General features: G+C 39.3%; 19 protein-coding genes and 1 pseudogene. 13 read left to right on the top strand and 7 right to left on the bottom strand.

All coding sequences use genetic code 11. The features are described from left to right. The 3 genes and pseudogenes from lepB to LI954_RS16255 all read left to right on the top strand — a co-directional run. Positions 1–232 (top strand): signal peptidase I (gene lepB, locus LI954_RS00005; protein WP_229443137.1); only part of this gene is annotated, 232 nt, incomplete at its 5' end. Between the two features lie 30 nt (positions 233–262). Continuing rightward, positions 263–451 (top strand): hypothetical protein, encoded by a 189-nt coding sequence (locus LI954_RS00010; RefSeq protein WP_229442142.1) that lies wholly within the window; start codon positions 263–265, stop codon positions 449–451. A gap of 641 nt (positions 452–1,092) precedes the next feature. After that, a pseudogene (locus LI954_RS16255) lies at positions 1,093–1,290 on the top strand (transposase); the annotation flags it as partial. Between the two features lie 210 nt (positions 1,291–1,500). On the opposite strand, the gene LI954_RS00015 reads toward LI954_RS16255, so the two are convergent. Together LI954_RS00015 and LI954_RS00020 are read right to left on the bottom strand one after the other, a co-directional pair. After that, positions 1,501–2,370 carry a sce7725 family protein gene (locus tag LI954_RS00015; RefSeq protein ID WP_229443138.1) on the bottom strand — a complete coding sequence of 290 codons (870 nt, stop codon included), beginning with the start codon at positions 2,368–2,370 and terminating at the stop codon, positions 1,501–1,503. Beyond that, entirely contained in the window at positions 2,370–3,041 is a 672-nt protein-coding gene (locus LI954_RS00020) for a hypothetical protein (protein WP_229443139.1), read from the bottom strand. Before LI954_RS00020 ends, LI954_RS00015 begins: the two co-directional genes overlap by 1 nt. A gap of 1,578 nt (positions 3,042–4,619) precedes the next feature. Here LI954_RS00020 and LI954_RS00025 point away from each other — a divergent pair. Further along, complete coding sequence (locus tag LI954_RS00025) at positions 4,620–5,912, top strand: CAP domain-containing protein (RefSeq protein ID WP_229443140.1); 1,293 nt, start codon at positions 4,620–4,622, stop codon at positions 5,910–5,912. A gap of 690 nt (positions 5,913–6,602) precedes the next feature. Beyond that, positions 6,603–7,643, top strand: coding sequence for a glycosyltransferase family 4 protein (locus LI954_RS00030; RefSeq protein WP_229443141.1), 1,041 nt, complete (start codon positions 6,603–6,605; stop codon positions 7,641–7,643). Positions 7,644–8,616: 973 nt separating this feature from the next. On the opposite strand, the gene LI954_RS00035 is transcribed toward LI954_RS00030, so the two are convergent. Genes LI954_RS00035 through LI954_RS00050 form a run of 4 tightly spaced genes read right to left on the bottom strand, consistent with a single transcriptional unit; the run spans position 8,617 to position 13,297 of the window. After that, positions 8,617–9,597, bottom strand: coding sequence for a LacI family DNA-binding transcriptional regulator (locus LI954_RS00035; protein ID WP_202067095.1), 981 nt, complete (start codon positions 9,595–9,597; stop codon positions 8,617–8,619). 15 nt (positions 9,598–9,612) lie between these two features. After that, positions 9,613–11,091 (bottom strand): UDP-glucose--hexose-1-phosphate uridylyltransferase, encoded by a 1,479-nt coding sequence (gene galT, locus LI954_RS00040; protein ID WP_202067094.1) that lies wholly within the window; start codon positions 11,089–11,091, stop codon positions 9,613–9,615. 11 nt (positions 11,092–11,102) lie between these two features. Then, positions 11,103–12,092: a UDP-glucose 4-epimerase GalE gene (gene galE / locus LI954_RS00045; protein WP_229443142.1), complete on the bottom strand. Its 990-nt coding sequence runs from the start codon at positions 12,090–12,092 to the stop codon at positions 11,103–11,105. A gap of 38 nt (positions 12,093–12,130) precedes the next feature. Further along, complete coding sequence (locus tag LI954_RS00050; RefSeq protein ID WP_229443143.1) at positions 12,131–13,297, bottom strand: galactokinase; 1,167 nt, start codon at positions 13,295–13,297, stop codon at positions 12,131–12,133. Between the two features lie 213 nt (positions 13,298–13,510). Between LI954_RS00050 and LI954_RS00055 the strand changes: the two genes are divergently transcribed. Continuing rightward, the gene (locus tag LI954_RS00055) at positions 13,511–14,551 is read left to right on the top strand and encodes an aldose epimerase family protein (protein ID WP_229443144.1); all 1,041 of its coding nucleotides are present in this window, start codon (positions 13,511–13,513) and stop codon (positions 14,549–14,551) included. A 92-nt stretch (positions 14,552–14,643) separates the two neighbouring features. Here the strand turns inward: LI954_RS00055 and LI954_RS00060 are convergent, their stop codons facing one another. Continuing rightward, positions 14,644–15,861, bottom strand: coding sequence for a DUF998 domain-containing protein (locus tag LI954_RS00060; RefSeq protein WP_202067090.1), 1,218 nt, complete (start codon positions 15,859–15,861; stop codon positions 14,644–14,646). Between the two features lie 368 nt (positions 15,862–16,229). Here LI954_RS00060 and LI954_RS00065 point away from each other — a divergent pair, with 368 nt between their 5' ends. From LI954_RS00065 to LI954_RS00095, 7 genes are all read left to right on the top strand, one after another. Then, entirely contained in the window at positions 16,230–18,149 is a 1,920-nt protein-coding gene (locus LI954_RS00065; protein ID WP_202067089.1) for a BglG family transcription antiterminator, read from the top strand. A 6-nt stretch (positions 18,150–18,155) separates the two neighbouring features. Next, positions 18,156–18,473: a PTS lactose/cellobiose transporter subunit IIA gene (locus LI954_RS00070; protein ID WP_202067088.1), complete on the top strand. Its 318-nt coding sequence runs from the start codon at positions 18,156–18,158 to the stop codon at positions 18,471–18,473. Positions 18,474–18,488: 15 nt separating this feature from the next. Continuing rightward, positions 18,489–18,812 carry a PTS sugar transporter subunit IIB gene (locus tag LI954_RS00075; RefSeq protein WP_202067087.1) on the top strand — a complete coding sequence of 108 codons (324 nt, stop codon included), beginning with the start codon at positions 18,489–18,491 and terminating at the stop codon, positions 18,810–18,812. A 23-nt stretch (positions 18,813–18,835) separates the two neighbouring features. Continuing rightward, positions 18,836–20,176 (top strand): PTS sugar transporter subunit IIC, encoded by a 1,341-nt coding sequence (locus tag LI954_RS00080; RefSeq protein WP_202067086.1) that lies wholly within the window; start codon positions 18,836–18,838, stop codon positions 20,174–20,176. Between the two features lie 89 nt (positions 20,177–20,265). Beyond that, on the top strand, positions 20,266–21,351 hold the full coding sequence (locus LI954_RS00085) for a M24 family metallopeptidase (protein WP_229443145.1): 1,086 nt from the start codon (positions 20,266–20,268) through the stop codon (positions 21,349–21,351). Further along, on the top strand, positions 21,342–22,397 hold the full coding sequence (locus LI954_RS00090; protein WP_229443146.1) for a M42 family metallopeptidase: 1,056 nt from the start codon (positions 21,342–21,344) through the stop codon (positions 22,395–22,397). Before LI954_RS00085 ends, LI954_RS00090 begins: the two co-directional genes overlap by 10 nt. Continuing rightward, on the top strand, positions 22,384–23,559 hold the full coding sequence (locus tag LI954_RS00095; protein WP_229443148.1) for a MalY/PatB family protein: 1,176 nt from the start codon (positions 22,384–22,386) through the stop codon (positions 23,557–23,559). Before LI954_RS00090 ends, LI954_RS00095 begins: the two co-directional genes overlap by 14 nt. Positions 23,560–23,561: the final 2 nt, after the last annotated feature.

Consider the following 23,561-nt stretch of genomic DNA (forward strand, 5'->3'; position numbering starts at 1 on the left):
TATCATTGATGAAATCAATGAAGCCCAAAAAAATGGGGGACAGTACACGGCTGATTTTGATCAGTATGATATCAGCCGGGAAGCGGTCATCCCCAAGAATTGTTATTTGGTTTTAGGAGACAATAGAGAATATGGGTATGACAGTCGAGATTATGGACTGATCGACAAGGAGCAGGTGATAGGGGTTGTTCGTATGCGCTTATTGCCTTTGAATGACTTGACGGCCTTCTGAATTTGGATTTAAATCTGTTAACAATAAAAAATGTACAAGGAAGTTTTTATTGAACTGGACAATGTGACTGTGGGGAAGATTATCGAAGTCACAATGAAAAACAAAGTTGTCAGCAAAATCGTTGTTGGCAGTATGAATATGGGTGGCAGCTTTGACGATAATGGAGAAGCACTGTCAAGGGATGAAACGATTGACAGTCAGGAACATTGGATTCCATGATTTAAGTACAAACATATATTTTAAAGGGGAAGCAGACAGCAGGACTGAGAATAAAATCTCAGTTCTTCTGTCTTTTTTTGCTCTATAATAAATTGGAACTGATCATCTATGCCAGTTTAAGTTCTCTGTTCCTCATTGTGCCTGTTCAGAGGAGCCCTTTACAACCAGTTAGAACGGAATAAAGGTTACTAGAATTCGCTTTGATTCCTTTAATTATTTACCTCTTGTCATGGAACTGGCCAAACAGTGTTATTTTTGTTTGGCTTATACCTGTCATTAGATGTCTCAATCTTATTTTGTTGCTTCTCATTGCTGTATTGCTAAGCATTTTTCTGGGAAGATTGCTGTGTTATTAAAAGAGAAAATTTCTCTTCATCTGATCACTTCTCTCTGTTAAGGTGTCCATTATACAGTCAGCCGTGTTCTTAAAAGTACAGAAGTGTATCTCCTTATATGAAAATGAACCTGTTTACCTTCCGTGTTGATGTTGGATGGATTTTGTACCTATACTTTCCTTGAAGATAACATGAGATCTATCTGTATCAATGGAGAAACCGGAGGAAGAATTAGTTGATCTGCTTCCTTCCTGGAAATCGAAGAACCTCATCCATTGATTTAAGAAATGTCCCGATTCAGAGAAGGTACGTGTTCTAGTCACAGATATGAATATCCACTATTTTCAATTAATTCCACAAGTCTTCTCCAAAGCGAAGTTTATCATTGATCGTTCTCATATTGTCCAACACTTAAATCGCGTGTTTAATACTTTTCGTATCAAAGAGTTTCTACATTTGAGGCAGGAGAATCACCAATACATAGATTTAGTCAGACTACCATGACTAAGAGCTGTCTCAATGAGATAATATTTTTCTTTTAGACATCTGGTTAGAATGACACTGCCGATACCTCCACCGGTATTAGTAATAATTACTTTTTTATTTTTACTCTATTCACTTTCTTTTTGCAGTTTGTTGTTCAATAGGATAGAAGAATGAATAAGTGGTTAATTTACAAAAAATTTATCTGATTTATCAGCAATTCTAACAGCCTCAATCCAAAAACTGATTATCCAGATATCTGGACATCAGCTCTAAATGATGCATGACTGCTGCTTTACGCATCACGCCCATTCCGGGAAACTTCTGTATGTTTACTGAATCGATCAACAGTTGAATTCCTAAAGTTGGTGTATCCCCGCACAATTTCTTCAACCAGTCAGTAACTTCGTTCATCAGTTCAAAAAATTTGTCTTGTTGAGAAGGGGCTTCTTCGCTGGAAAGAAAATGATGTATCCGAAGTACTCTTCCTTCGAAATAGACAAGATGCAGACTCAATATTGGGGATGGATAACCACCTTCATAATAGATACGGCTGTCAATCGAAAAATCACTAAATCCAACAAATCCACGTTTTTTATAGGACAGATGGGTAGTTGAAAAGAGTTCATCCGGTACTTCCTGGTAGAATATAGTTTTAGGCAGTCGTGTAAACACATCCTGAGACAGAATTTTAGGACCTTTTATCTTTTGGAGCAATCGAAATTCCTCTGGTAAAAGTACAGCTGTCTGATTGTTCAGCCAGTCACTCTCCAATATCGGAGTAGATTCATTTACGATTAATAGCTTAGGTGTTTCATCAAGTGTTTCAATCGGCTGTTTAATAATCAATGCATTGGCAGAGGGTAGCGAATTTAAAAAATCTACCCCTTCAGCAGTCAGGAAATCACCGGACTGAGGGTTTTGGATTAGATAGAAGGGATGTTGTTTTTTTTGGGATTCTGATAAAAGTTTTTTTAAAGCATTGGAATTTTTAACAGGTTCGATAATCGGCAGAATGTTTCTGGATAAACGCTCCTTTTCAAGGAGTGCAGTCAGTGCAAATAGATCAAATTGCTTGCCGCGAAAATAGGGATAATACATTAGTCTCCCTCCAAAAATCGTTGTTCCAGTTCAAAGTAGGCTTCACGAGTTGCTTCTAGTTCGCTTTTTAAAGCTTCAATTGCCTGATTTTGAATATCTTCTACGAAGCGATCATAGAAATTAACTCCGCCGCCAAACAAATCATAATCCGGCTGTCTTTTCTTTAATTCTTTATAGAGCTGATCTGTTGAAAAGACCCTTAGCCCCCGTGCTGTCTGTTTGGCTTTTCCTACTTCTCTTGCCTGAGCACCGATTAGTCGGAAGAGCAAGGTCTGTTCGTTGACTAGAAGTTTTTGCTTTTGTGGTTTTTTTTCAATAGTAAAATAGCCTGGGAGTGTCAGATTTTCAGCTGGCAGATAGGAGTGGTAAACCATCGCCCCAATATGTCCGGGAATGTCATCTTTTACTTTTTCATAAAGAGCTTCCGGCAGGACAAAATAATTATAGTGTCCCACAAAAGAAAGCTTAGCTTTTGAACGAAAGTCCGCTTTACTTATCTTAAGTTCATAGCAGCGCCACTCAAACTGATTTTCTGAAATCAAACGACAGCTGAGCGTATCAACGACGCCATGATCCTCCGGCATATTGACTTCCTCTATGACAATATCGCCATTTTCACGGCAATAATAATAAAGAGCTTCTTCCATCTGTATAGTTAATGAAGTTTTCATTTCAAATTCCTTTAAGTTTTTCCTCTACTATAAAACATAAGTTCGTATTTTAAAAGAGGAAACTTTGCATTTAAAGAAAAAGAAATATTCCTGTTCTTCTGAATGACTTCCTAGTTAAAAAGGAAACTAAGACATTTTTTTGTTTTTAACTGCCGCTGCTTGAAATGTCAGCATCTGCTGAGTCAGTGCCTACTTTTTACTAAAAATAAACTGTATATTGTTGATAAGCCGTGTATTCTCAAAATTCAGATTACGAAAATCCTCTTTACTTCAATCGCTTTTCAAAAGCGGTTTCGATAAAACGGTGAGTACAAGTTTGCTGTTAACTAATTTAAGAATTGTTTATGAATTAATACTAATTATGGAAGACTGAGTTTTGACCTGATGCAAAATGATACATTGTCTGGCTTGTATCTCTCGAAATTAACGACTGTCTCAGCAATTTTTCAATTGTGAGTATTTTTTATTTTGCATAGTTGTGTTGAGACAATAATTTTCATTTTGTAAGAAGAGAAAGAGACAGAATTAAAAAGCTGTGGGTCAATTGCTCTCTCAACTAATGCTGGATATATTTCTTTGTTTGTCAAAGAAAGCAGTGTTTTTTCTGCTGTATCTATAATGATTGAAGCTCCTGCCGCTCAGATAAAATAGAAGGTCCCTGTCGGTGAAATGAGTGTTTGTCACAGTCTCCTTCTCCAGCTTGTATATGGTTTAGTTTATAGTATAGCAAGAAGGAGAAATAGTTCTGGCAACCTTCAGTTATATTTTCTGTGAGAGCAGCTCCTTTAAAATATGCAGTTACCGAGGATTTATTTCTTCTATTCCTTATTATTTTTTTAGTCTCTATCTTGTTGCATTGTAAAAAAAGAAGAGCAGTTCGATTGGGCCGCCTGCTCTCTAGGAAGTACTTGGATGATAGTTTACATATAGGAAATTTGTTCATTTAATTATGCAATACAGGTTTAACCGAGATAGATTAGTTGCTTTTTATAAGCTACTGTTTTTTCAGGAAAATGTTCCCACTTGCTAAGGGAGCCTTACAAATACTTGATATACAAGTATTCACAAACTGTTCTCATTCTCTTGCTTTGCAATGGCTTGATTGTGTTATATTAGTTAGCGAAGTAAAAATTTGCAATGAGCAGTGTTGAGCTTAAATAGTTGTTATGGCGCTTTTTTTTGTATTTTTTACTATCAGAACATTCAATGATGGTGAGTCGTTGTCAGGTGGATCAGTTATTTAATTAGTAAGTTTTTCATAGATTCTTTTGAGTTGCCTGCTAAGGTCCGTTTATTTTAGTATGATTATGAATTTACAAAAATAGCAGGTTTGTGATAGTCTTAGAAAGTACGAAAAAAATTTCATCTTGTTAAACAGACAAACCTCTCAAATTTTCTTCATATAGTACTTAAAAACGGGGATAATAAGATATTAAAGTAATGTTTGATATAAGTTGAAATATTCTTGTAATGTTAATATTTCTAAATTGACACATGGTTATGTTAGAATTTACGTGTTGCAATTGAGGATTAAATTTAAAAAAATTAATTGGTGAGAATCCGTCGGAGGAATTAAGAGTGAAGAAACGTATATTTGCATCATTATTATTGTGTTCACTGACACTTAGTACGATAGCAGCTCCCAGTATTACTTTAGCAGATAACTTTGATGAAAAAATACAGCAAAAAGACAGTGAAATTTCCAACCTTAAGGAGCAGCAGGGAACAGTTGCTTCTCAGATTGCTTCCTTAGAATCTGATATTTCAGCTATTATTGAAGAAGGTACTGAGCTGAGACAACAACAGTTGGAGCTTGAAAATAAAACACAACAGCTGAAAACTGAAATTGAAGAGTTAAAGGTTCGCATTGAAAAGCGCGAAGAAGCAATCAAAAATCAGGCTCGTGATGTACAGGTCAATGGTCAAAGTACAACAATGATGGATGCTGTTTTGAATGCAAGCTCATTTACAGATGCAATCAGCCGTATTCAGGCAATTTCAACAATTGTCAGCGCCAATAATGACTTGGTAACACAACAAAAAGCAGATAAAGAAGCAGTTGTTGCAAAACAAGATGAGAATGAAAAGAAACTAGCTCAAATTGAAGAAACAAAAGCTGAATTAGAAGTCAAAAAAGAAGATATTGTTGTAAAGCAAGCAGATTTAAACGTTTTGAAGTCTTCTTTGGAATTGGAACAAGCATCAGCTGAGAGTTCAAAATCAGCATTGGTAGAACAAAAAGCAGCAGCAGAAGCAGAACAAGCTCGTGTTGCAGCTGAGAAACAAGCAGCTGAAGAACAAGCGAAAAAAGATGCCGAAGCAGCAGCTCTGGCAGTTGAAGAACAAAAAGCAGCAGCTTCTGCCAAAACAACAGAATCAAGTACAGCTACTTCAGCAACTCAAACCAGTCAGGACAGCGGAACAACGCAAGCGCAAGCGCCAAATACTGGAAGCAGTTCAGGAAACAGCGGATCATCAAATTCAGGAACAGGAAATACCGGTAATAATAATTCCGGCGGCGGTACAGTCTCAAACTCTTCTGATCCGACATTGGCAGCATTGAATGCATTGCGCAGCTCACATGGATTGAACCCTGTAAGTTGGGATGCTGGTCTTGCAGCAACAGCAACAGCTCGTGCGGCATTAGTTGAAGGATCTGGTTTCCAAATTCCTTCAGATCACTGGTCAAATGGCTATGAAGTAATCGCTATTATGTTTGCACCAGGTTCAGCAGTAATTAATGCCTGGTATTATGAAACAAACATGACGACTTCAACAGGAAGCGGACACCGCGACTGGGAATTGAATCCAAGCATTACTCGTGTTGGATTTGGCTATAGCGGTAGTGTAATTGTTGGACGTTCAGCATAAAAATGGAATTTTTAAAGACAGTTTCTCTTGAACGGAGAAGCTGTCTTTATTATAGAGCCTGAATAGAGACAATCTCAGGTTCTTTTTTTATTTATTTTGAAAGAAAAGAGAAGGGGCTTGGACAGAGGTAAATACTTGCGGGTGATAGAAATTGCTTTTTTGGGATATACCTTGATGAAAACAACAAGAAAATCTTTGGAATAATCTGCACCTGTTTTTTATATAAAAGAGTATTTTTAAGATATCTGTTTGATATTTTAGGTGTTATTTTTTATTTCATTTCGATTTTTTATTCAGTATTTTGTCAGTCTAAAGACTGATTTTTCACTGTAGTTATTAAGAAAGAAGAATATCCATAGACAAATATTTTTTAATAGGATAGAGTCAATAGTAAATGGTGAAAAGGTCTATCCAATCCCTCAGTCAGAAGGAACTTATTTTGATCGGTATAGAATTAATAATGAGATAATTTTACAAAAAACGAAAGAGATAGTAAACTGGATAACGAACGTTAAAGTTTGTATGCTACCCGCAATATAAATGCTGATTTGACTGATTGGGACATATAGAAACGGAAAAAGTAAGGAAGGAAATTTGAAATTGACTGCTGCAAGGCAGAAGATTTCCGCTTACTTTAGAGATAGTAAAATAGTAAATAAATTTAGAAAAAGATTATGGTGAAAAGTGCTTATGATAAAAATTACAATGTTCTCGCAGGCAGAAAAAGTTAGTGGTCAGGGAGTGGGAAGTGCCTACTCGGAATTAATGAAAACGTTAAAGAAGAATTTCAGCGATACGCTGGAAATAAAGGTAAATACGTATGGAAAATCAGATATTTCACATTATCATACAATAAATCCAACGTTCTATTTCTCAACTTTTTTCAAAAAATCACGGGGAGTCAGAGTGGGATATGTTCACTTTTTACCTGAAACCCTAGAAGGAAGTATCACTTTGGCCAAACCGTTTAAAGCGGTTTTTGATAAATACCTGATGTCCTTTTACAAGCGTATGGATCAGTTGGTAGTTGTTAATCCTGATTTTATCAACAAACTGGAAGCATTAGGGGTGTCACGGGAAAAAGTAGCGTATATCCCAAATTTTGTCAGCACCGATGTCTTTTTCAAAATGAGTGATACGGATAAGCAGGCATTTAGACGAGATAAACTGATTGAGGAAGAAAAATTTGTGGTATTAGGTGTCGGACAAATTCAGAAGCGAAAAGGTGTAGACGATTTTATTGAACTGGCTAAACGGAATCCGGATATTCAGTTTATCTGGGCTGGCGGCTTCTCATTTGGAAAAATTACTGATGGCTATGATGAATACAAGGAAATTTATGATAATCCCCCTGCCAATCTTTTATTTACAGGAATCATTGATCGGGAAGAGATTGTCGGCTATTACAATATTGCGAATGTATTTCTGCTTCCATCATTCAGTGAGCTGTTTCCTGTAAGTATTTTGGAAGCATTTAACTGTGAAACGCCGGTTATGCTGAGGCATTTAGATTTATATACAGGCATTTTAGGTGATTCGTATCTGAAAGCGGAAGATGCAGAACAAATGGATCAATTGCTGAAAGAGTACGCTGGGAATCCGGAAAAGCTGGAAGAGTACAGAGTGAGGTCCAAAGAAGCAGCAGCGTATTATTCTGAAGAGCATACTTCAAAAAGATGGTTGGAATATTACAGTCATTTAGTGGGTAAAGAAGTTTTTGAAAATGACTAATTCATCAAGAGACCTAGCCTATCAATAAAGGTGTATGAAAGCGTACAAGAAGGACTTGAAAAGGAGATTGTAGAAGCACAGAGCTTCAAGAGCCAAGTAGTAGTATGCAGTATATGCTCCTGCGGTTACTCGTCGCAGTTTCAGGCTGTGTAAGTGCTCCTGCGGTTACTCGTCGCAGTTTCAGGCTGTGTAAGTGCTCCTGCGGTTACAGGTCGCAGTTTCAGGCTGTGTAAGTGCTCCTGCGGTTACAGGTCGCAGTTTCAGGCTGTGTAAGTGCTCCTGCGGTTACTGTTCGCAGTTTCAGGCTGTGTAAGTGCTCCTGCGGTTACTGTTCGCAGTTTCAGGCTGTGTAAGTGCTCCTGCGGTTACTCGTCGCAGTTTCAGGCTGTGTAAGTGCTCCTGCGGTTACTGGTCGTAGTTTTAGACTGTATAAGTGCTTTTGCTATTACTGATCGTATGAAAAGACTTGCTTTGATAAATCAATCGCAGCGGTTCCAGAGGAATGAACGACAGGACCAAATAAGAACAGTTCTTTGATTCGCTCTTTCTATGAAACTAGAGTGAATCAGAAAACAATGGAGGAAATGGGTTTTACCAACGCTTTTCCAAATAGACATGTTTGTATCGAGAATCGAACAAGGTCCTTCAATTCTTAATGGCTCTGCCATTTAGAAATTGATGAGATCGAAACGAAGTGCAGTGTAGTGAGACTTGTAGATACAAGAATTTTCTTTAATGTAGGAGCATCTAGTAGAATGGTCTGCGTTGCCAATACGAAGAACGGGACAGCATCCTTTTTTAAATGGAAAGTAGTCTCTGTCCATTTTTTCGAAAATAGTTGCCGCTAGAGTTTTCAGACAGGTCCTAAACAGCGATAAAAATAATCCACCTGTAATATCAGATTTTTGGTTCTGGTATTACAGGTGGATATTTCATTAGAGCGTTTCTTTCAGCTATTCGTCTTTAAAGTGAATCAGCTGGACTGGCGAACAATCAGCTCAGTTCCAACAGTGATCTTTCTTGGAACAGGAGCACGTTCCCGAATCAGCTGATCCATTGTTTCAATGGCCAGTTCACCCATCCATTCTGTATAAACCTTTACAGTTGTCAATGCAGGTGAAACATATTTCGCTACACTGACATCATTAAATCCAATAACAGAGATTTCTTCTGGAATGCGCAAACCTGCTTCCTGAAAGGCTTTTAAAGCACCGATTGCCAATGCATCACTTGAGGCAAACAAAGCTTCCGGATATTCAGAATGTGTCTCCAAAAATTTTTTAGTTTGTCTATATCCATCATCCAAAGAAAAATCTGCAGAGATAATCAGTTGCTCATCAAATAATTCTGCTGCTTCAAGCTTTGATTTCAAATACTGGAAGCGGGGATCTTCAACACGCGTTTTGTTGCCTTTTGTGAATTCAACACCTGTCAAACAACCAATTTTTTTATACCCTGCCTTCATAAAGTGGTTGAATACCAAGTCCATTCCCTGAGAAAAATCGACAACAATTGAATTGTGACCATAGGTGATTCCGTCAAAGTCGACAAATAGCAGTTCACCATCCAGCGAAGCCAGTTCCTTAATCTGATCGTTATCAAATTTTCCAAGAGCAATCGTCCCATCGGCAGTTCGTTCAGATAATGTGTCGAAGGATTCCTTGATTAGCTGAACGTTCGCTTCTTCTGCTCTCTTCTCGATTCCCAGTCGTATAGAAAGATAATAGATATCTTCCAGTTCTTCCTGATCACTGAACCATTGAATTAAGCGAACTGTTTGACTGCTTGCCCGCTGATTCTTTTTATACTTGGTATAGTTCAATTCTTCCGCTGCTTCAAAAATTTTTTTCTTGGTTTCCAGTGCAACAGAGAGTTCGGCATCGTAATTCAATACTCTGGAAACAGTTGCTGGAGATACTCCGGCAAGCTGTGCAATATCTTTAATTGTAGCCATCGTATCAACCTCTCTTTATAAATAATTAATGAATCGCTGAAAGGCTTCCTGACCTTCCGTATCTCTTTTAAAAACCCCAGCGTCAATTAGTACTTGCTCAAAAATATGTCCGATAGAGTTTTCGATAACAGAGCGAACGGTTTCAGCAGTGAAATTTTGCTCCTTCAGCTGATTTGCCCAATCCAAATGTCGATCATTGATTATATTTGGTTTATTCAGTAAATAGTTTTCAACCTCTTTTATTTCATCTGCCAGACGGGGAGGAAGAATGGCCAGTCCCATTACTTCGATTAAACCAATATTTTCTTTTTTGATATGCTGCACATTTTTATGAGGATGGAAAATACCATCCGGATGATCCTCTGACGTATTATTATCTCTCAAAACCAGATCAAGCTCGAACAGCTCTCCATTACGTCGTGCAATTGGTGTGATAGTATGATGCGGAGTTCCGTCTTCTGAATAAGCTGAGACCCTTACTGTCGGATCAGAATAACTTCTCCATTTTTCTAAAATCATAACAGAGGCTTGAATCAGGTCTTCCTGCGAGCGGCTGCTTAGTCGAATAACAGACATTGGCCACTTTACGATTCCAGCATGGATTTGCTCGAATCCGGGAACTATAAATTTCTGTTCAACAGAGGCTTTGGCCATTGGAAATGTGTGACGGCCTGCCTGATAATGGTCGTGTGACAGAATAGAGCCGCCGACAATTGGCAAGTCGGCATTTGAGCCAACAAAATAGTGAGGCAGTACCTCTGTGATGTTTAACAGCCGCTGAAATGTTTTTTCATTGATGAGCATTGGTCGATGCTCTTCCGACAGAATAATCGAGTGTTCGTTATAATATGCATAGGGTGAATACTGAAAGCCCCATTTTTCGTCGGCAATATCCATTCGAATAATCCGATGGTTGGTGCGGGCAGGGTAATTCAGTCTGCCCTGATAGCCTTCATTTTCCATACACAGCATACATTTTGGAAAGGCAATGCTTGGCGCATTTCTTTCCGCTTCAATCTGCTTAGGATCTTTTTCGGGCTTGGAAAGATTGATTGTAATTTCCAAAGTACCGTAATCTGTCTCAACAGGGAAATAAAGGTTTTGAGCAATCGCTTTTGTTTTAATGTAGTTGTTTTCCTGACAAAGCCTGTAAAAATAGCTTGTTGCTTTTTCGGGTGATTCGTCATACAAGGTTGAAAAAAATTTATTTACAGCAGAGGGGGAGGGCGTCAGCAAATCCATCAGCTGAGCTTCCAGAATATCTGTTTCTGCCTGTAAATCCCCAATTACCTGGTTCTCCTGAGCTTTGGCAAGCAGCAGCTCAACCAGCTCCAAAGCAGATTGTTCAACGTTTCTGACAGGGGTGTTCTCCATCATTTCTTCACCGATTAAGCATAAAACTCTGTTTTCCAAATAGAGGCGGTCTATTTCTTCCCATTCTCCGGATTGGATAACAAGTGTTGTAAAATCTGTAACAGTCTGACTCACTAACACTCTTTTTCCTCCTAATCCTGATATCCATTAGGATGACTGTGATGCCACTCCCAAGCCGTTTTAATAATTTCGTTAATATCTGTATATTTCGGCTGCCACCCCAAAATTTCCTGTGCTTTTTTGCTGGATGCAACCAGACGGCTGGGATCTCCTGCTCGGCGTGGTACAACAGTCGCCGGAATTGCTTTTCCAGTAACTTTTTCTGCCGCTGTCAGCATTTCCTTAACAGAGTAGCCGTGGTTGCTGCCAAGATTGAAGACAGAACTGTCTTTACCGTTTTCCAGATAATTCAGAGCCAGCTGATGTGCTTTAGCTAAATCTTCTACATGAACATAGTCGCGAATACAAGTACCGTCTGGTGTACCATAATCATCTCCAAAAATTTGCAGCTGCGGCCGCTGTCCCAACGCTGTCTGAAGAATGATTGGAACTAGGTGACTTTCAGGCGTATGATCTTCTCCAATAGAAGCATCAGATTTTGCCCCGGCAACATTGAAATAGCGCAGAGCCACATACTTCAGACCATAGGCGTTGTCGCACCATTTAATCATTTTTTCCATAATCAACTTGCTTTCACCGTATGGATTCTTTGGATCAGTCCGGGTAGTTTCATCGATTGGTGTAACTTCAGGCTCGCCATAAGTTGCTGCCGTACTGGAAAAAACAATGTATTTGACATTAAACTCAACCATTGTTTCCAGAAGTACCTGCATACCATAAACATTGTTGTTGAAGTAAAGCAGCGGCTTTTCAACAGATTCTCCAACCAGAGAGCTTGCAGCAAAATGGACAACGCTATCGATCTTTTCATTTTGAAAGACACTCTGTAAAAAAGCTTTATCTCTGATGTCTCCCTGATAAAAGGCTGCCTCCGGATGAACAGCTTTTCGGTGACCAGTAGCCAAATTATCGACAACAACGACTTTCTGTCCTTCATTAATAAATAAATCTACTGCGTGAGAACCGATATATCCAGCTCCCCCTAAAATTAATATTGTCATTTGATTTCCTCAATTCTTCATTTTTTAGACTTTCTAGATCATTTTATCAGTTTTCCGGCACTATCGGCAATTTCTGCCGGATAGAAATCAGCTGCATAGCCAATTGCTTCTTTATATCCAGAACTGACAGCCTCTTTAAAGGCTTCAACAGCCTCTTTTTTCACTAAAGCAATAGCACAGCCGCCAAAACCTGCACCTGTCATCCGGGCACCCAGAACATTTGGCTGCTTTTGTGCAAAGTCAACCAGTGTGTCCAGCTCGATACCAGTTACTTCATAATCTTCCTGTAATGAACGGTGGGAATCATTCAGCAGCAGACCAAAAGCTTCCAGATCTCCAGCCTGCAGTGCTGCTTTTGCTTTTAATGTTCGCTGATTTTCAGTCACTGCATGTCGTGCCCGTTTTATCAGAACAGGATATTCAATTAAAGATTGATGTCGATTAAACTGCTCTTCTGTCAGCTCACCTAAAGATTGTATCTCAAGTATTGTCTGCAGCCGATGCAGTGCTTCTTCACATTCAGCTCGTCGTTCATTGTATTTTGAGTCAGCCAGTTCTCTTCGTTTATTTGTATTCATGATGACAATCGTATATTCTCCGAATGCAGCTGGTACTAATTCATACTTCAATGTATTGGTATCCAGCAGAATTGCGTGATCCTTTTTCCCCATACCGATGGCAAACTGATCCATGATACCAGAATTTACACCAATGAATTCATTTTCCACTCGCTTGCCGATTTTAACCAAGTCCAGTGTTTCCTGCTGCAGTTTGAACAGGTCGTTAAAGATAACTCCTGTAAGCAGCTCAATGGAAGCCGAAGAGGAAAGTCCCGCACCATTTGGGATGGTTCCATAAAAAAGAATGTCTGCACCAGATTCGATTTTTGCCCCGGCTTCAATTAAATACTTGATCACTCCTTTAGGGTAATTTGCCCAATCGTGTTCTTGATTGTAGGAAAGGTCATCCAGTGAAAAAGCGATGGTTCCTTTTTCCGGGAAATTTTCAGAGTACATGCGAACGGTTCGATCGTCCCTTTTTTCAGCAATTCCATAGGTACCAATACTGATTGCAGCAGGGAAGACATGACCGCCATTATAATCTGTGTGTTCACCGATTAAATTAATTCTTCCAGGTGCAAAATAGCTGCTGCTGCTCTCTGTCTCAAAAATTGTGTTAAATTTTTTCTCTAAGCTCTTTTCCATTTTTTCACCTCGTGGTAAAATATTTAGTAAATATATTATAAAACGTTTACTAAAGAATTTCAATGATAAATTGAAAGGGGTTTCCAGATTACAAGATACTTTTCTGTTTTTACAGCTGACTTAGTGCCATTTAAAGAAATTTCATGTAAAATGGTTGTTATAGATTATGCATGTAAAAGAACGGAAGATCGTCGAGAAAGGAAGAAATGAATAATGAAACTGACACAAAAACCGTTTGGCAACGGAGCGACACTTTATTCTCTTGAAAATGGAAAGGGTGTTATTATGGAGATTACGGATTTAGGAGCCCGGATTGTTCGGCTTCTTGTTCCGATAGGAGAAGAAAAACGAAATATCGTTTTGGGCTTTGATTCAGCAGAGGAATATGAAGAAAAAGATTTGTATTTTGGTGCAACAATCGGTCGAGTAGCTGGCCGAATACTAAATGGAACATTTACTATGGATGGTAAAACCGTTCAAATAGAACGGGCAGAAGACCAGCTGCATACGTTACATGGCGGAATACTGGGATTTGAAGCGAAAACATGGCTTGCTGAGACAAAGGAAGAAGAGTCAAAGGCATCTGTTACATTTTCTTTGGTGAGCCCAGCTGGTGAGAATGGTTTTCCGGGAGAACTGGCGGTTTCAGTGACCTATAGTCTGAATGAAGAAAATGAGTGGGAAGTTGTCTATCATGCTAAAACAACGCAGCCAACATTGTTTAACCCAACTAATCATGTGTATTTTAATCTGTTGGGAGATCCTGCCGCAGTTATTGATGACCACGAATTAATGGTTCGAGCGGAAGAATATGCTCCAGTGAACGAGGATATAACAGTTAAAGGAGAGCGTGTTTCTGTAGAAGGAACGGCGTTTGATTTTCGAAAGGGGAAAAAGCTGGTAGAAGCATTTAACAGTGAGGATCAGCAAATTATTCAAACAAAGGGAATGGATCATCCATTCTTTTTGAAAAAAGAGAGCAGCAAAGAGCCAAATGCGACTTTGATCAGTCCCGATAATAGGATTGAAGTAGAGGTGTTCACGGATCGTTCGGCAGTCGTTATTTTTACAGCAAACTTCTCCGGAGAAGGGCCGATAATGCAAGGCGAAAAAATGGTGGATCATGGAGGTATTACTTTTGAGACTCAGGAGGCACCGGGGGCAGAGCATTTCTCTGAATTTGGTGATATTACTTTGAGACCGGAGAAGGCGTACTATTCATCCACAATCTACAAAATAAAGACAACAGAATAAGTCTTTCAGGAAATGTTTAATTGAATCAGCTGAATAAACAAAAAAACATACTAAGATTAGTGGGTAAGATATTCAACAGAATATCTTACCCACTATTTTCTGTTTTCTGCAATATCAGCCACAGTTGTGTCCTGAAGTGTTTCCTGTGAATTAAAGGCGATCTCATAGACTGGTGCAACTTTTCTTGTCAGTTTCTGTAAATTTTGCAGCAGAAGTAAAATCCAGCTGAATGCCAGAAAGAAGGCGATCAGTTCGAAGGCAGTCAGAGAGAGATAACCAATATTTTTGAACAGAACATTGGCGATAAGCAGTACGGCTGCAATCATATACGAGATTCCCAGAAATTCTCTGGAAATAGCTGGCAGGAGCCAGCGAATACTGATAATCAAAATAATAATCATGTAAACAAGATAGTTTGCTGCCTGATTGTGCAGCTCATGAAGTCGTCCGTTTCCATTGTTGGGAAAGAAACCAACAGCACCCAAATCAATTGCCGTCAATGTCAGTAAAATACGCAAAATGGTCAGTTGAATATTTTTAGTCATTGATTTTTGCAGGGAAACAAAGAGATAGTCAATCAGTGCGATCATCAGCAATGCAGAAATAATCAGCGTTAGATTAAATTGCCAGCTGCTGTTGGCATTGCTGGTTCCTAAAAAGCTGAAATTGTACTGCCACCACTGAAGCTGTCCATTTGCAGCCATTGACATCAATACACCGCCGATGATGACGGAGATCAGCAGAGTTGTGATCAGTGCTGGTGAGATAGCTAGTGCAAAATAAATCATCAGGTAATTGATCATTCCAACAAACACAAAAAAGATAAATGTCGCTGTTAAAAGATCAAAGCTGGCTCCTTCAAAAAGAATTCCCAAAAGCCAGAAAAATCCCAGTAAAACCAATGCAAGAATGATCACAAAAGAAATTAGTATGGTGAGGAAGTTTCGCCAGTAAATGTCTTTAAATGAAAAAAGCTGTTTTCTTTTCCCTTTAACAAAAAAAATAATAAAGGAGCATATGCCGCTTAAAAGTCCCAAAATAAGAACTGAAGCAGCAATGGAAATACGCCCTGTAAGCAAGAGGTGGGACCGTCCCTGTTCATAAAAAAAGCCGAAAAAGATCACGCTGACCAGTAAAGACGGAATTAAAAACCAGCGAAGTGAAACAGCTTGTCTTTCTGTTTTTGTACGTTTCGGTTCAATAATTATTTTCTTGTTTTCAATTTTTATCTGAAGCGGTTCTTCTTCCTTCAGCTGCAGTTCCTGAACTACTTCTTCAGGTAGCTGTATGGTGTAATGAGGTTTTTTCATGTATATAACTCCTTGTGTGAACATAAGTTGTTTGTAATCAAGTACTTTTCATTGATGTGTAGAGACTATCCTCTTTGGTTGCTTCACTCGAAGAACAACGATATTCTGGATATATTCATTATAGTATTTGTTGTTTTATTCTCTCAGACTGTCAGAGTAATTACAAGCGACAATAGACAGAGAGGGGGATAAATTCTGTTGATATGCAGAACAAAGCCCGCAAAATTTCGACAAAAAAATTTTAAGATAAAGGAGACAATACCGACAGAGGAATATAAGCTACTTATTTCCATTTCAAATTGAAAAAGAGACTGTTTTAAATAAAACGGTTTCAAGTTATCTTATGACTATACGAGGAGGAAAAACAGATGAGGGAAGAAAAAATCATTCAGTACTTGATTGCCAGTACCGGTCGTCAGTCCTTGTTGAAGCTGGCGGATTTATTCGAAGTCTCACCTCGCACCATTTCCAGTGATATAAAGTTGATCAATGCCGCAGCAAGTCGTCATGGCTTTCAGATTACGAACAAGAGGGGGCTGGGATACGGTCTGGAGATATTTGACCATCCAGCATTTAACAACTATTTCACTCAACTCTCTGCAGAAAATGAACGAGAGATTTTAAATCCGAATTCACGTAAAACAAATATTGCTTTACTGCTGCTTTTTGCAAATGACTATCTGACAATGACTCAGATATCCAATATACTGGCTGTTAGTGTTTCAACTGTGAAAAAAGATATGAATCAAGTGAGAACAGAATTTGAACTGGATGGTCTGACCCTGTATTCAAAACCTCATTATGGATATAAAGTTGTTGGTTCGGAGGAAAACCGGAGAGCACTGATCATTCAACTGCTCCGTAATGAAATCACTCAGCCCAAAATTACGGCAGAGTATGCGGCATTTCTTTCCGCTTTTGATGAAGAGAGGTTTAAAGCCTATTTGATTCAGCAGATTCAGCAGTTTGAAATCAAAATGAACGATCTTGTCTTGGATAATCTGGTCCAGCATGTGGTGCTTTTGGGATTTCGTATCAGACAGAATAACTTGTTGAAAGAAGTACAGGAACAAGACGAAGCATCAACAGAATATGAAAATCTCACAGATCAAATTGCGGCTTATCTGAAGGCTGAGTTGGGGATTCAACTCCCGGGAAATGAAAAAAATTATTTGACTCGTCAGCTTTATGGAAAAATGCTAGCCGTTAATGAGCTGACCAAATATGATGATCTTCGCAGATATATTGAGCAAAGCTTGAAAGTGATTGATCATAAATACCACACTTTTTTCAGTCATGATGAAGAATTGAGCGGTGCACTGATTCTTCATGTGGCGCCGCTGCTGCAGCGGCTCTACGGTGGACATCAGCTGGAAAATCCGATTATTGAAGATGTGTATACCCGCTATGCCAATGTATTTACAATTACCTATGAATTTATTCAACTGATTAGTGATAATGTCGAAGTGAAAATCAGTAAGGATGAAATGGGGTATTTAGCAATTTACTTTGCCGCAAGTCTGGAAAAGACATCTCAGAAAGAGATTAAGCGATATCGATCAATTGCTGTCATTTGTGCGACTGGCGGAGGGGCTTCTTATTTTTTGAAAACCAAACTGGAACAGATTTTTGCCAATGCAGAGGTTCAGACGTTTTCGATCATTGAGAGCAATGAAATTGACGAAGATTTTGACCTGATTATTTCAACGGTACCAATTGAACAGAAATTTACTAAAATACCTGTCATTTATACACAGGCACTGCTGACAGAAAAAGAAATTCAAAAAATTCAAAATGATCTGCTGCTGATTCGGGAAAATCAGCTGTTGGAAACGGATGTTGATCATCAGCTGTTGTCACTTTTTTCGAAAGAGAATTTTAGTATTGCAAAAGAAACGAGTTACCTTGATTTATTGAAAAAAAGGGCAGAACGGCTGCAGGATGATGGGTATGCTGCGGCTGAGTATACAGAGCTGGTTCTGCAGCGGGAAAAGCTGTTGGATACGATTTATCAAAATGGGATTGCCGGACCTCACCCGATGGAGGCCAGAGCACTGAAAGAATGTATTGATGTTATACTGCTTCGACCGGGATTAACATACAGAAAGAAGCCTGTCCGGTTAATTTTTCTGATTAATATTGAAAACGGACATCTCTTTTTACACAAGGAAATCAGTCGTTTGATGATCCGCATGATTGATGATCAAAATTTGGAGAAGAATTTAAACGGCATTAAGAACTATCAGGACTTTTCTCACTATTTAAGAGAATTGATTAAGAAAGGATAAGCAGACATGACAGAACAGGAAAAAAGTATTTTTCAGATTATATCTTCAGCCGGAGACAGCCGAGGTGCTGCGTTTGAGGCGCTGCGTCTGGCCAGAAAAGGAAAATTTGAGGAAGCGGAAGTAAAGATGCAGGAGGCAAAGGAAAAGAGTATCACAGCCCATGAAGAACAAACTGCATTGATTACCAAAGAAATTAATGGAGAAAAAACAGAAACAACATTATTGATGGTTCATGCTCAGGACCATCTGATGAATAGTCTGCTTGCAAGAGATCTGATCGAAGAGATGATAGGGATGTTGAAAGAGAAAAATCTTGAAGCGTAAGAAAGGATGAAAAAAATGAAAACGTTATTAGTCTGTGCAGGTGGTTTTTCAACAACCATGATGATGGAAGCCATGAAGAAAGTAGTAAAGGATTCAGCTAAGCTTGAAATTGAAGACTATCCGATGGAAGCCATCGGAGTGGATAAGCTGGATCGGTATATTAATGAGTACGATGTTATTTTGGTTGGTCCTCAGCTCAGCCACAAATATGCGTTCATCAAAGGGGAGGCAGACAAACTGAATAAACCTGCTGTTCTGCTTACATCTGATATTTATGGATCAATGGATGGAGCGACAGTCATGAAACAGGCAATATTAGCTTACCGCAAAAATCAATAAATTTGTTATTTGGAGGAGAGAAAATGGAACAACAGAAAGTATCGGCCTTTGACAGAGTTGAAGGATTTATTCGCAGGACCCTTGTACCGGTTGCGAACAAAGTAGATAACAATGCTTATCTGACTGCCATTAAAAAGGGAATGGTCGTCTTAACACCAGCTTTATTACTAGGCTCAGTAGCAGCAATTTTTCCGTCGATTCCAGAGTTTATTAATGCAGCACCTGTTCAAAACTGGTTTGAGCAGTACGGCTACATTTTCGGTCTTTTATCAAAAGTGTCATTAGGGTTGGTGGGTCTTTATGCAGTGCTGGCAATTGCTTATTTTCTGAGTGAACAATGGAAACTCTATACGATTGGGTCCATGATTCTGTCGGCAATTGGTTTTTTACTGGTTGCGATGGATGTGGATGAGAATGGAAATATCATTCCAACCTATCTGGATTCAAAAGGACTATTTGCAGGAATTTTTATCGCTATTATTTGTGTTAAAATCTATCAGTTTTTTACAAAGCATAAGCTTGTTATCAAGATGCCGGAAGGGGTACCTGATTTTGTTTCCAGTTCCTTTGAACTGATTACACCGACAGCAACCATTGGAGTCTTGTTTATTACAGTTCGAGCGGTTACGGATGCACTGACGGGCGGGGTTCTGCTGCCGCAGGTTATTATGGAGTTTCTAGCACCGGCAATTGGTGGACTGGATTCATTAGGGGTCATTTACTTTGTTTTAGTTCTGCGTTTGGTTTTCTGGTTTTTCGGCATTCATTCAGCCGTGTTGTCGCCTATTCTATCGCCGATCGCAGTTCAGTATCTGTCAGAAAATATCGCAGCACATGAAGCAGGTCAGCCGCTGACGCACGTTATTACCGGAGGAACGTTATCCGCGTTCGCAAATTTTACTGGTTCCGGTGTGACAATGGGTCTGGTTATAGCCATGCTTGTCAGCAAATCTCTACGATATAAAAAAGTCGGAGCGGTTGCGCTTCTGCCTTCATTATTTGGGATTAATGAGCCTGTTCTTTTCGGAGTGCCGATTATTTTGAATCCGGTGTTAATGATCCCGTTTATCTTTGGCGGTGCTTTTGTGGGGATGATTCCAATGATCTGCATGAAGCTGGGCTGGCTGAATTATCCGATTTTTGATCCGCCTTATGTACCGGTCTTCATGGAAGGATTTCTGACTGGCTTTGACTGGCGGGCAATTATTATTCAGCTGGTTCAAATTGGTCTGTCTTTTGCTTTATATCTGCCGTTTTTCAAAGTGTTGGAGCGTCAGGAACTTGAGCAGGAAAAAGATGTAAAAGAGAGTCATTCAATCCTAAGTGAAGAAGATGAGGCATTGCTGTCTGATTTAGATTTCTAATGGAATAAAATATGAGGTGGAGGGAGGGTTGCTTTTTCGGTAATCATTCCTCTATTCTCATTCTGTTTTAAAGCAAGGAGGTGCAGCCGATGAATGAACGGCTAAAACAAGTGAAAAAAATAATGCATGAAAACTATTCGATCGATTTTTTGATAGTAAGTGATAAAATCAATTACCGGTACCTGTCTGGTTTTACTGGTTCAAATGGACTTTTAGTTGTGGGGGATGAGCGGGAATATCTGTTAGTTGATGGACGCTATACAGAACAGGCAGAACAGCAGACAGAAAATATCTGTATTCTTACAACAACACCGCAAAAAAATCAGTGGCAGTATCTGGCTGAAATTGTTGGAGATGGCAGTGTCGGCTTTGAACGGTCATCCATTTCTTATCTAATGTATCTTGAACTTGAAGCAGTCATTTCTGAGCAGAAGGGAAAACTGATTGAGACCATCCATCTGATTGAACAGCTCCGGATGATTAAAGAGCCGACAGAAATCAGGTATTTAAAAGAGGCTGCGATGTTGGCAGATCAAACGTTTGAGTATATCAAAACAATTATTAAACCAGGTATGTCTGAGTTGGATGTTGCCAATGAAATTGATTACTACAGTAAGCGAATCGGCAGTCAAGGACCTGCATTTGAGACCATTGTGGCATCAGGGAACCGGACAGCCCTGCCTCATGCACATGCATCCCGAAAAGTTATTCAGCCGGATGAGTTGATTATGATTGATTTTGGTTGCATGTATCATGGCTATCATTCTGATATGACACGGACTTTTGCATTGGGAAAAGCAGCTGATAAAATCAAGGAGACATATCAACAGGTTTTGAACGCTCAAAAACAGGCGATTCAGGCGATTGAGACTGGGAAAACGCTGAAGGAAATTGATCAAACTGCTCGAATGTATTTAGAAGAATCAGGAATTGCCGAGTATTTTTCACATGGACTGGGACATGGTATTGGTCTGTCCTGTCATGAATATCCTGTGGTTAATCAGGACAGCGCTGTCAATATTCGTGAAGGAATGGTATTTACTGTTGAACCAGGCATTTATTTTCCAGGAGACTACGGTATTCGGATCGAAGATGATATTTTTATCACAGCTGACGGCAGAGTAAAAAGCTTTACACAAACAAGCAAAGAATGGATGGAACTCGAATGGAACTAAAAGATCATTTGCTTTATTTATCAAATTTGGATGGAATTGCGGGAAGAGAAGATGCAGTGGGTGATTATCTGGCAACGATTATCAAACAATCTTCATTTAAGGATACGTTTAAAAATTATTATTTTGGCGATTTGACAACGAAGAAAAAAAGGGTGGCTGTTTATGCACATCTGGATGAGGTTGGCTTTTTCGTTAGAGAGATTGATTCGGCTGGCTTTATTCGTTTTCAGCCAATCGGCAGCTGGTGGGGACATGTCATTTTAGGTCAGAGAGTCCGCATTACTTCGAGAAAAACCGGACAGACTTTTATTGGAATTGTCGGAACGCTGTCTGAAGGTTCTGTGATGGATGACAGGGTTGTTGAGGTTGATAAGATGTATATTGATCTTGGCGCCGGCAGTCGGCAGGAGGCAGCAGATCTGGGAATTCAGATTGGTGATATGATCACACCGGATACAGCTGCTCAGGAAACGGCAACAGGTAACTTCATTACAGGAAAAGCATTGGATAACCGTGTAGGCTGTAGTGTAATGGCTGGTGTTATGGATTATTTTTCCAAGAATGAACTGGCTCAGATCGAAGTTCTGGGTGTTGCGACGGCTCAGGAAGAGGCAGGTACACGGGGATCAAAAGTGGCTGCACCGAAGGTTCGGGGAGATATTAATCTGATCATCGATGTAGCAAACGGGAAGGATACACCGAAGGCTGCTTCAACCAAAACCCGTATTTTAGGAGCAGGTCCCGGTATCTGTCTGTATGATAAAACGGCACTTGCCGATATAACTTTGGCAGATGCGTTGAAGGAAACAGCTGAGTCGAATCAGATTCCTTATCAATTTGATCAGTTTACCGGCGGTGGAACAGATGCCGGCTCCATTCAACTTTATGAAGGAAAACCAACAATTGTTATAAGTGTTCCAGTCCGCTACTGTCATTCATGGAATTCCATGGTTCATTTGTCAGATTGTGAAAATGCCGTTACGCTGATTTGTCGATATATTGAAAATTTTGAAAAGAAATTGGGTGAGTTGAATGACAAATTTTGATCGAGTAATCTCCAGATACGGAACCTATTCTACACAGTGGGACTATATTCAGGATCGTTTCGGGGAGAAAAATTTACTGCCTTTTTCTATTTCAGATATGGATTTCGAGCTTCCCTCTGGAACGAAGCAAGTGTTGAATGCAGCTGTAGAAAAAGGGATTTTTGGCTATACCCGCTGGAATCATAAAGAGTTTAAAGGAGCTATAAGCGGTTGGTTCCGCCGACAGTTTCACACACAGCTGAAAGATGACTGGATTGTCTACAGTCCCAGCGTAATCTACAGCTTATCTACAGCATTGCAGCTGCTTTCAAAGAGAGCGGGAAAGATTGTCACGCTGACACCTTGTTATGATGCCTTTTTTAATACTATCAAAGAGAATCATCAGCAGTTAATCTCAGTTAGTCTGATAAAAAATGAACGGTTTGATATTGATTTTTCAACACTTGAAGAAGCATTTAAAACAGAACAGCCGGAGCTTTTTCTTTTATGTAATCCTCATAACCCAACTGGCAGAGCATTTACGGAAGAAGAGCTTTTAACTATCATTGATCTGTGTAATCGTTATCAGGTTGGTCTGATCAGTGATGAGATTCATATGGATATTCGACGGTCGGGCATTGATCATCTTCCAGTACTAAAATTTATTAAGCAGATTAAAGTACCGGTTATGTTGGTGTCTTCAGCTTCAAAATCATTTAATACACCCGGATTAGGCTGTTCGTATTGTGTGATTCCTGATGAAAAATTGAGGGATCAGTTTTTGACTGTGTTAAAAGGTCGTGATGGTTTATCATCTGTTCCTTATCTCGGGCTGTTGGCATTGCAGGACTGCTATACACATCAGGAGCTGTGGCTGCAAGAGCTGAATCATTATATTGATGGAAATTTTCAGGTGATGCATGAACAATTGAAGAATCATCCATTCATCTCATCGTATATACCTGAAGCTAGTTATCTGGCTTGGCTTGATTTGACAACTTTACCGGTTAACATGGATCAACTGCAAAAGGTGCTTATTCAACAGGAAAAAGTAGCGATTATGCGAGGAGAAACCTATGGAGCAGAAGGAAGTATGTATCTGCGTCTGAACCTTGGTGCACCCCGAGAGAAGGTACTGGAAGGAACAGAACGTCTGTTGAGGGGAATTCAGGCTGTTTTGTAGTA

This window comes from Enterococcus sp. CWB-B31, from assembly GCF_020567645.1.
Taxonomy (GTDB): domain Bacteria; phylum Bacillota; class Bacilli; order Lactobacillales; family Enterococcaceae; genus Enterococcus_L.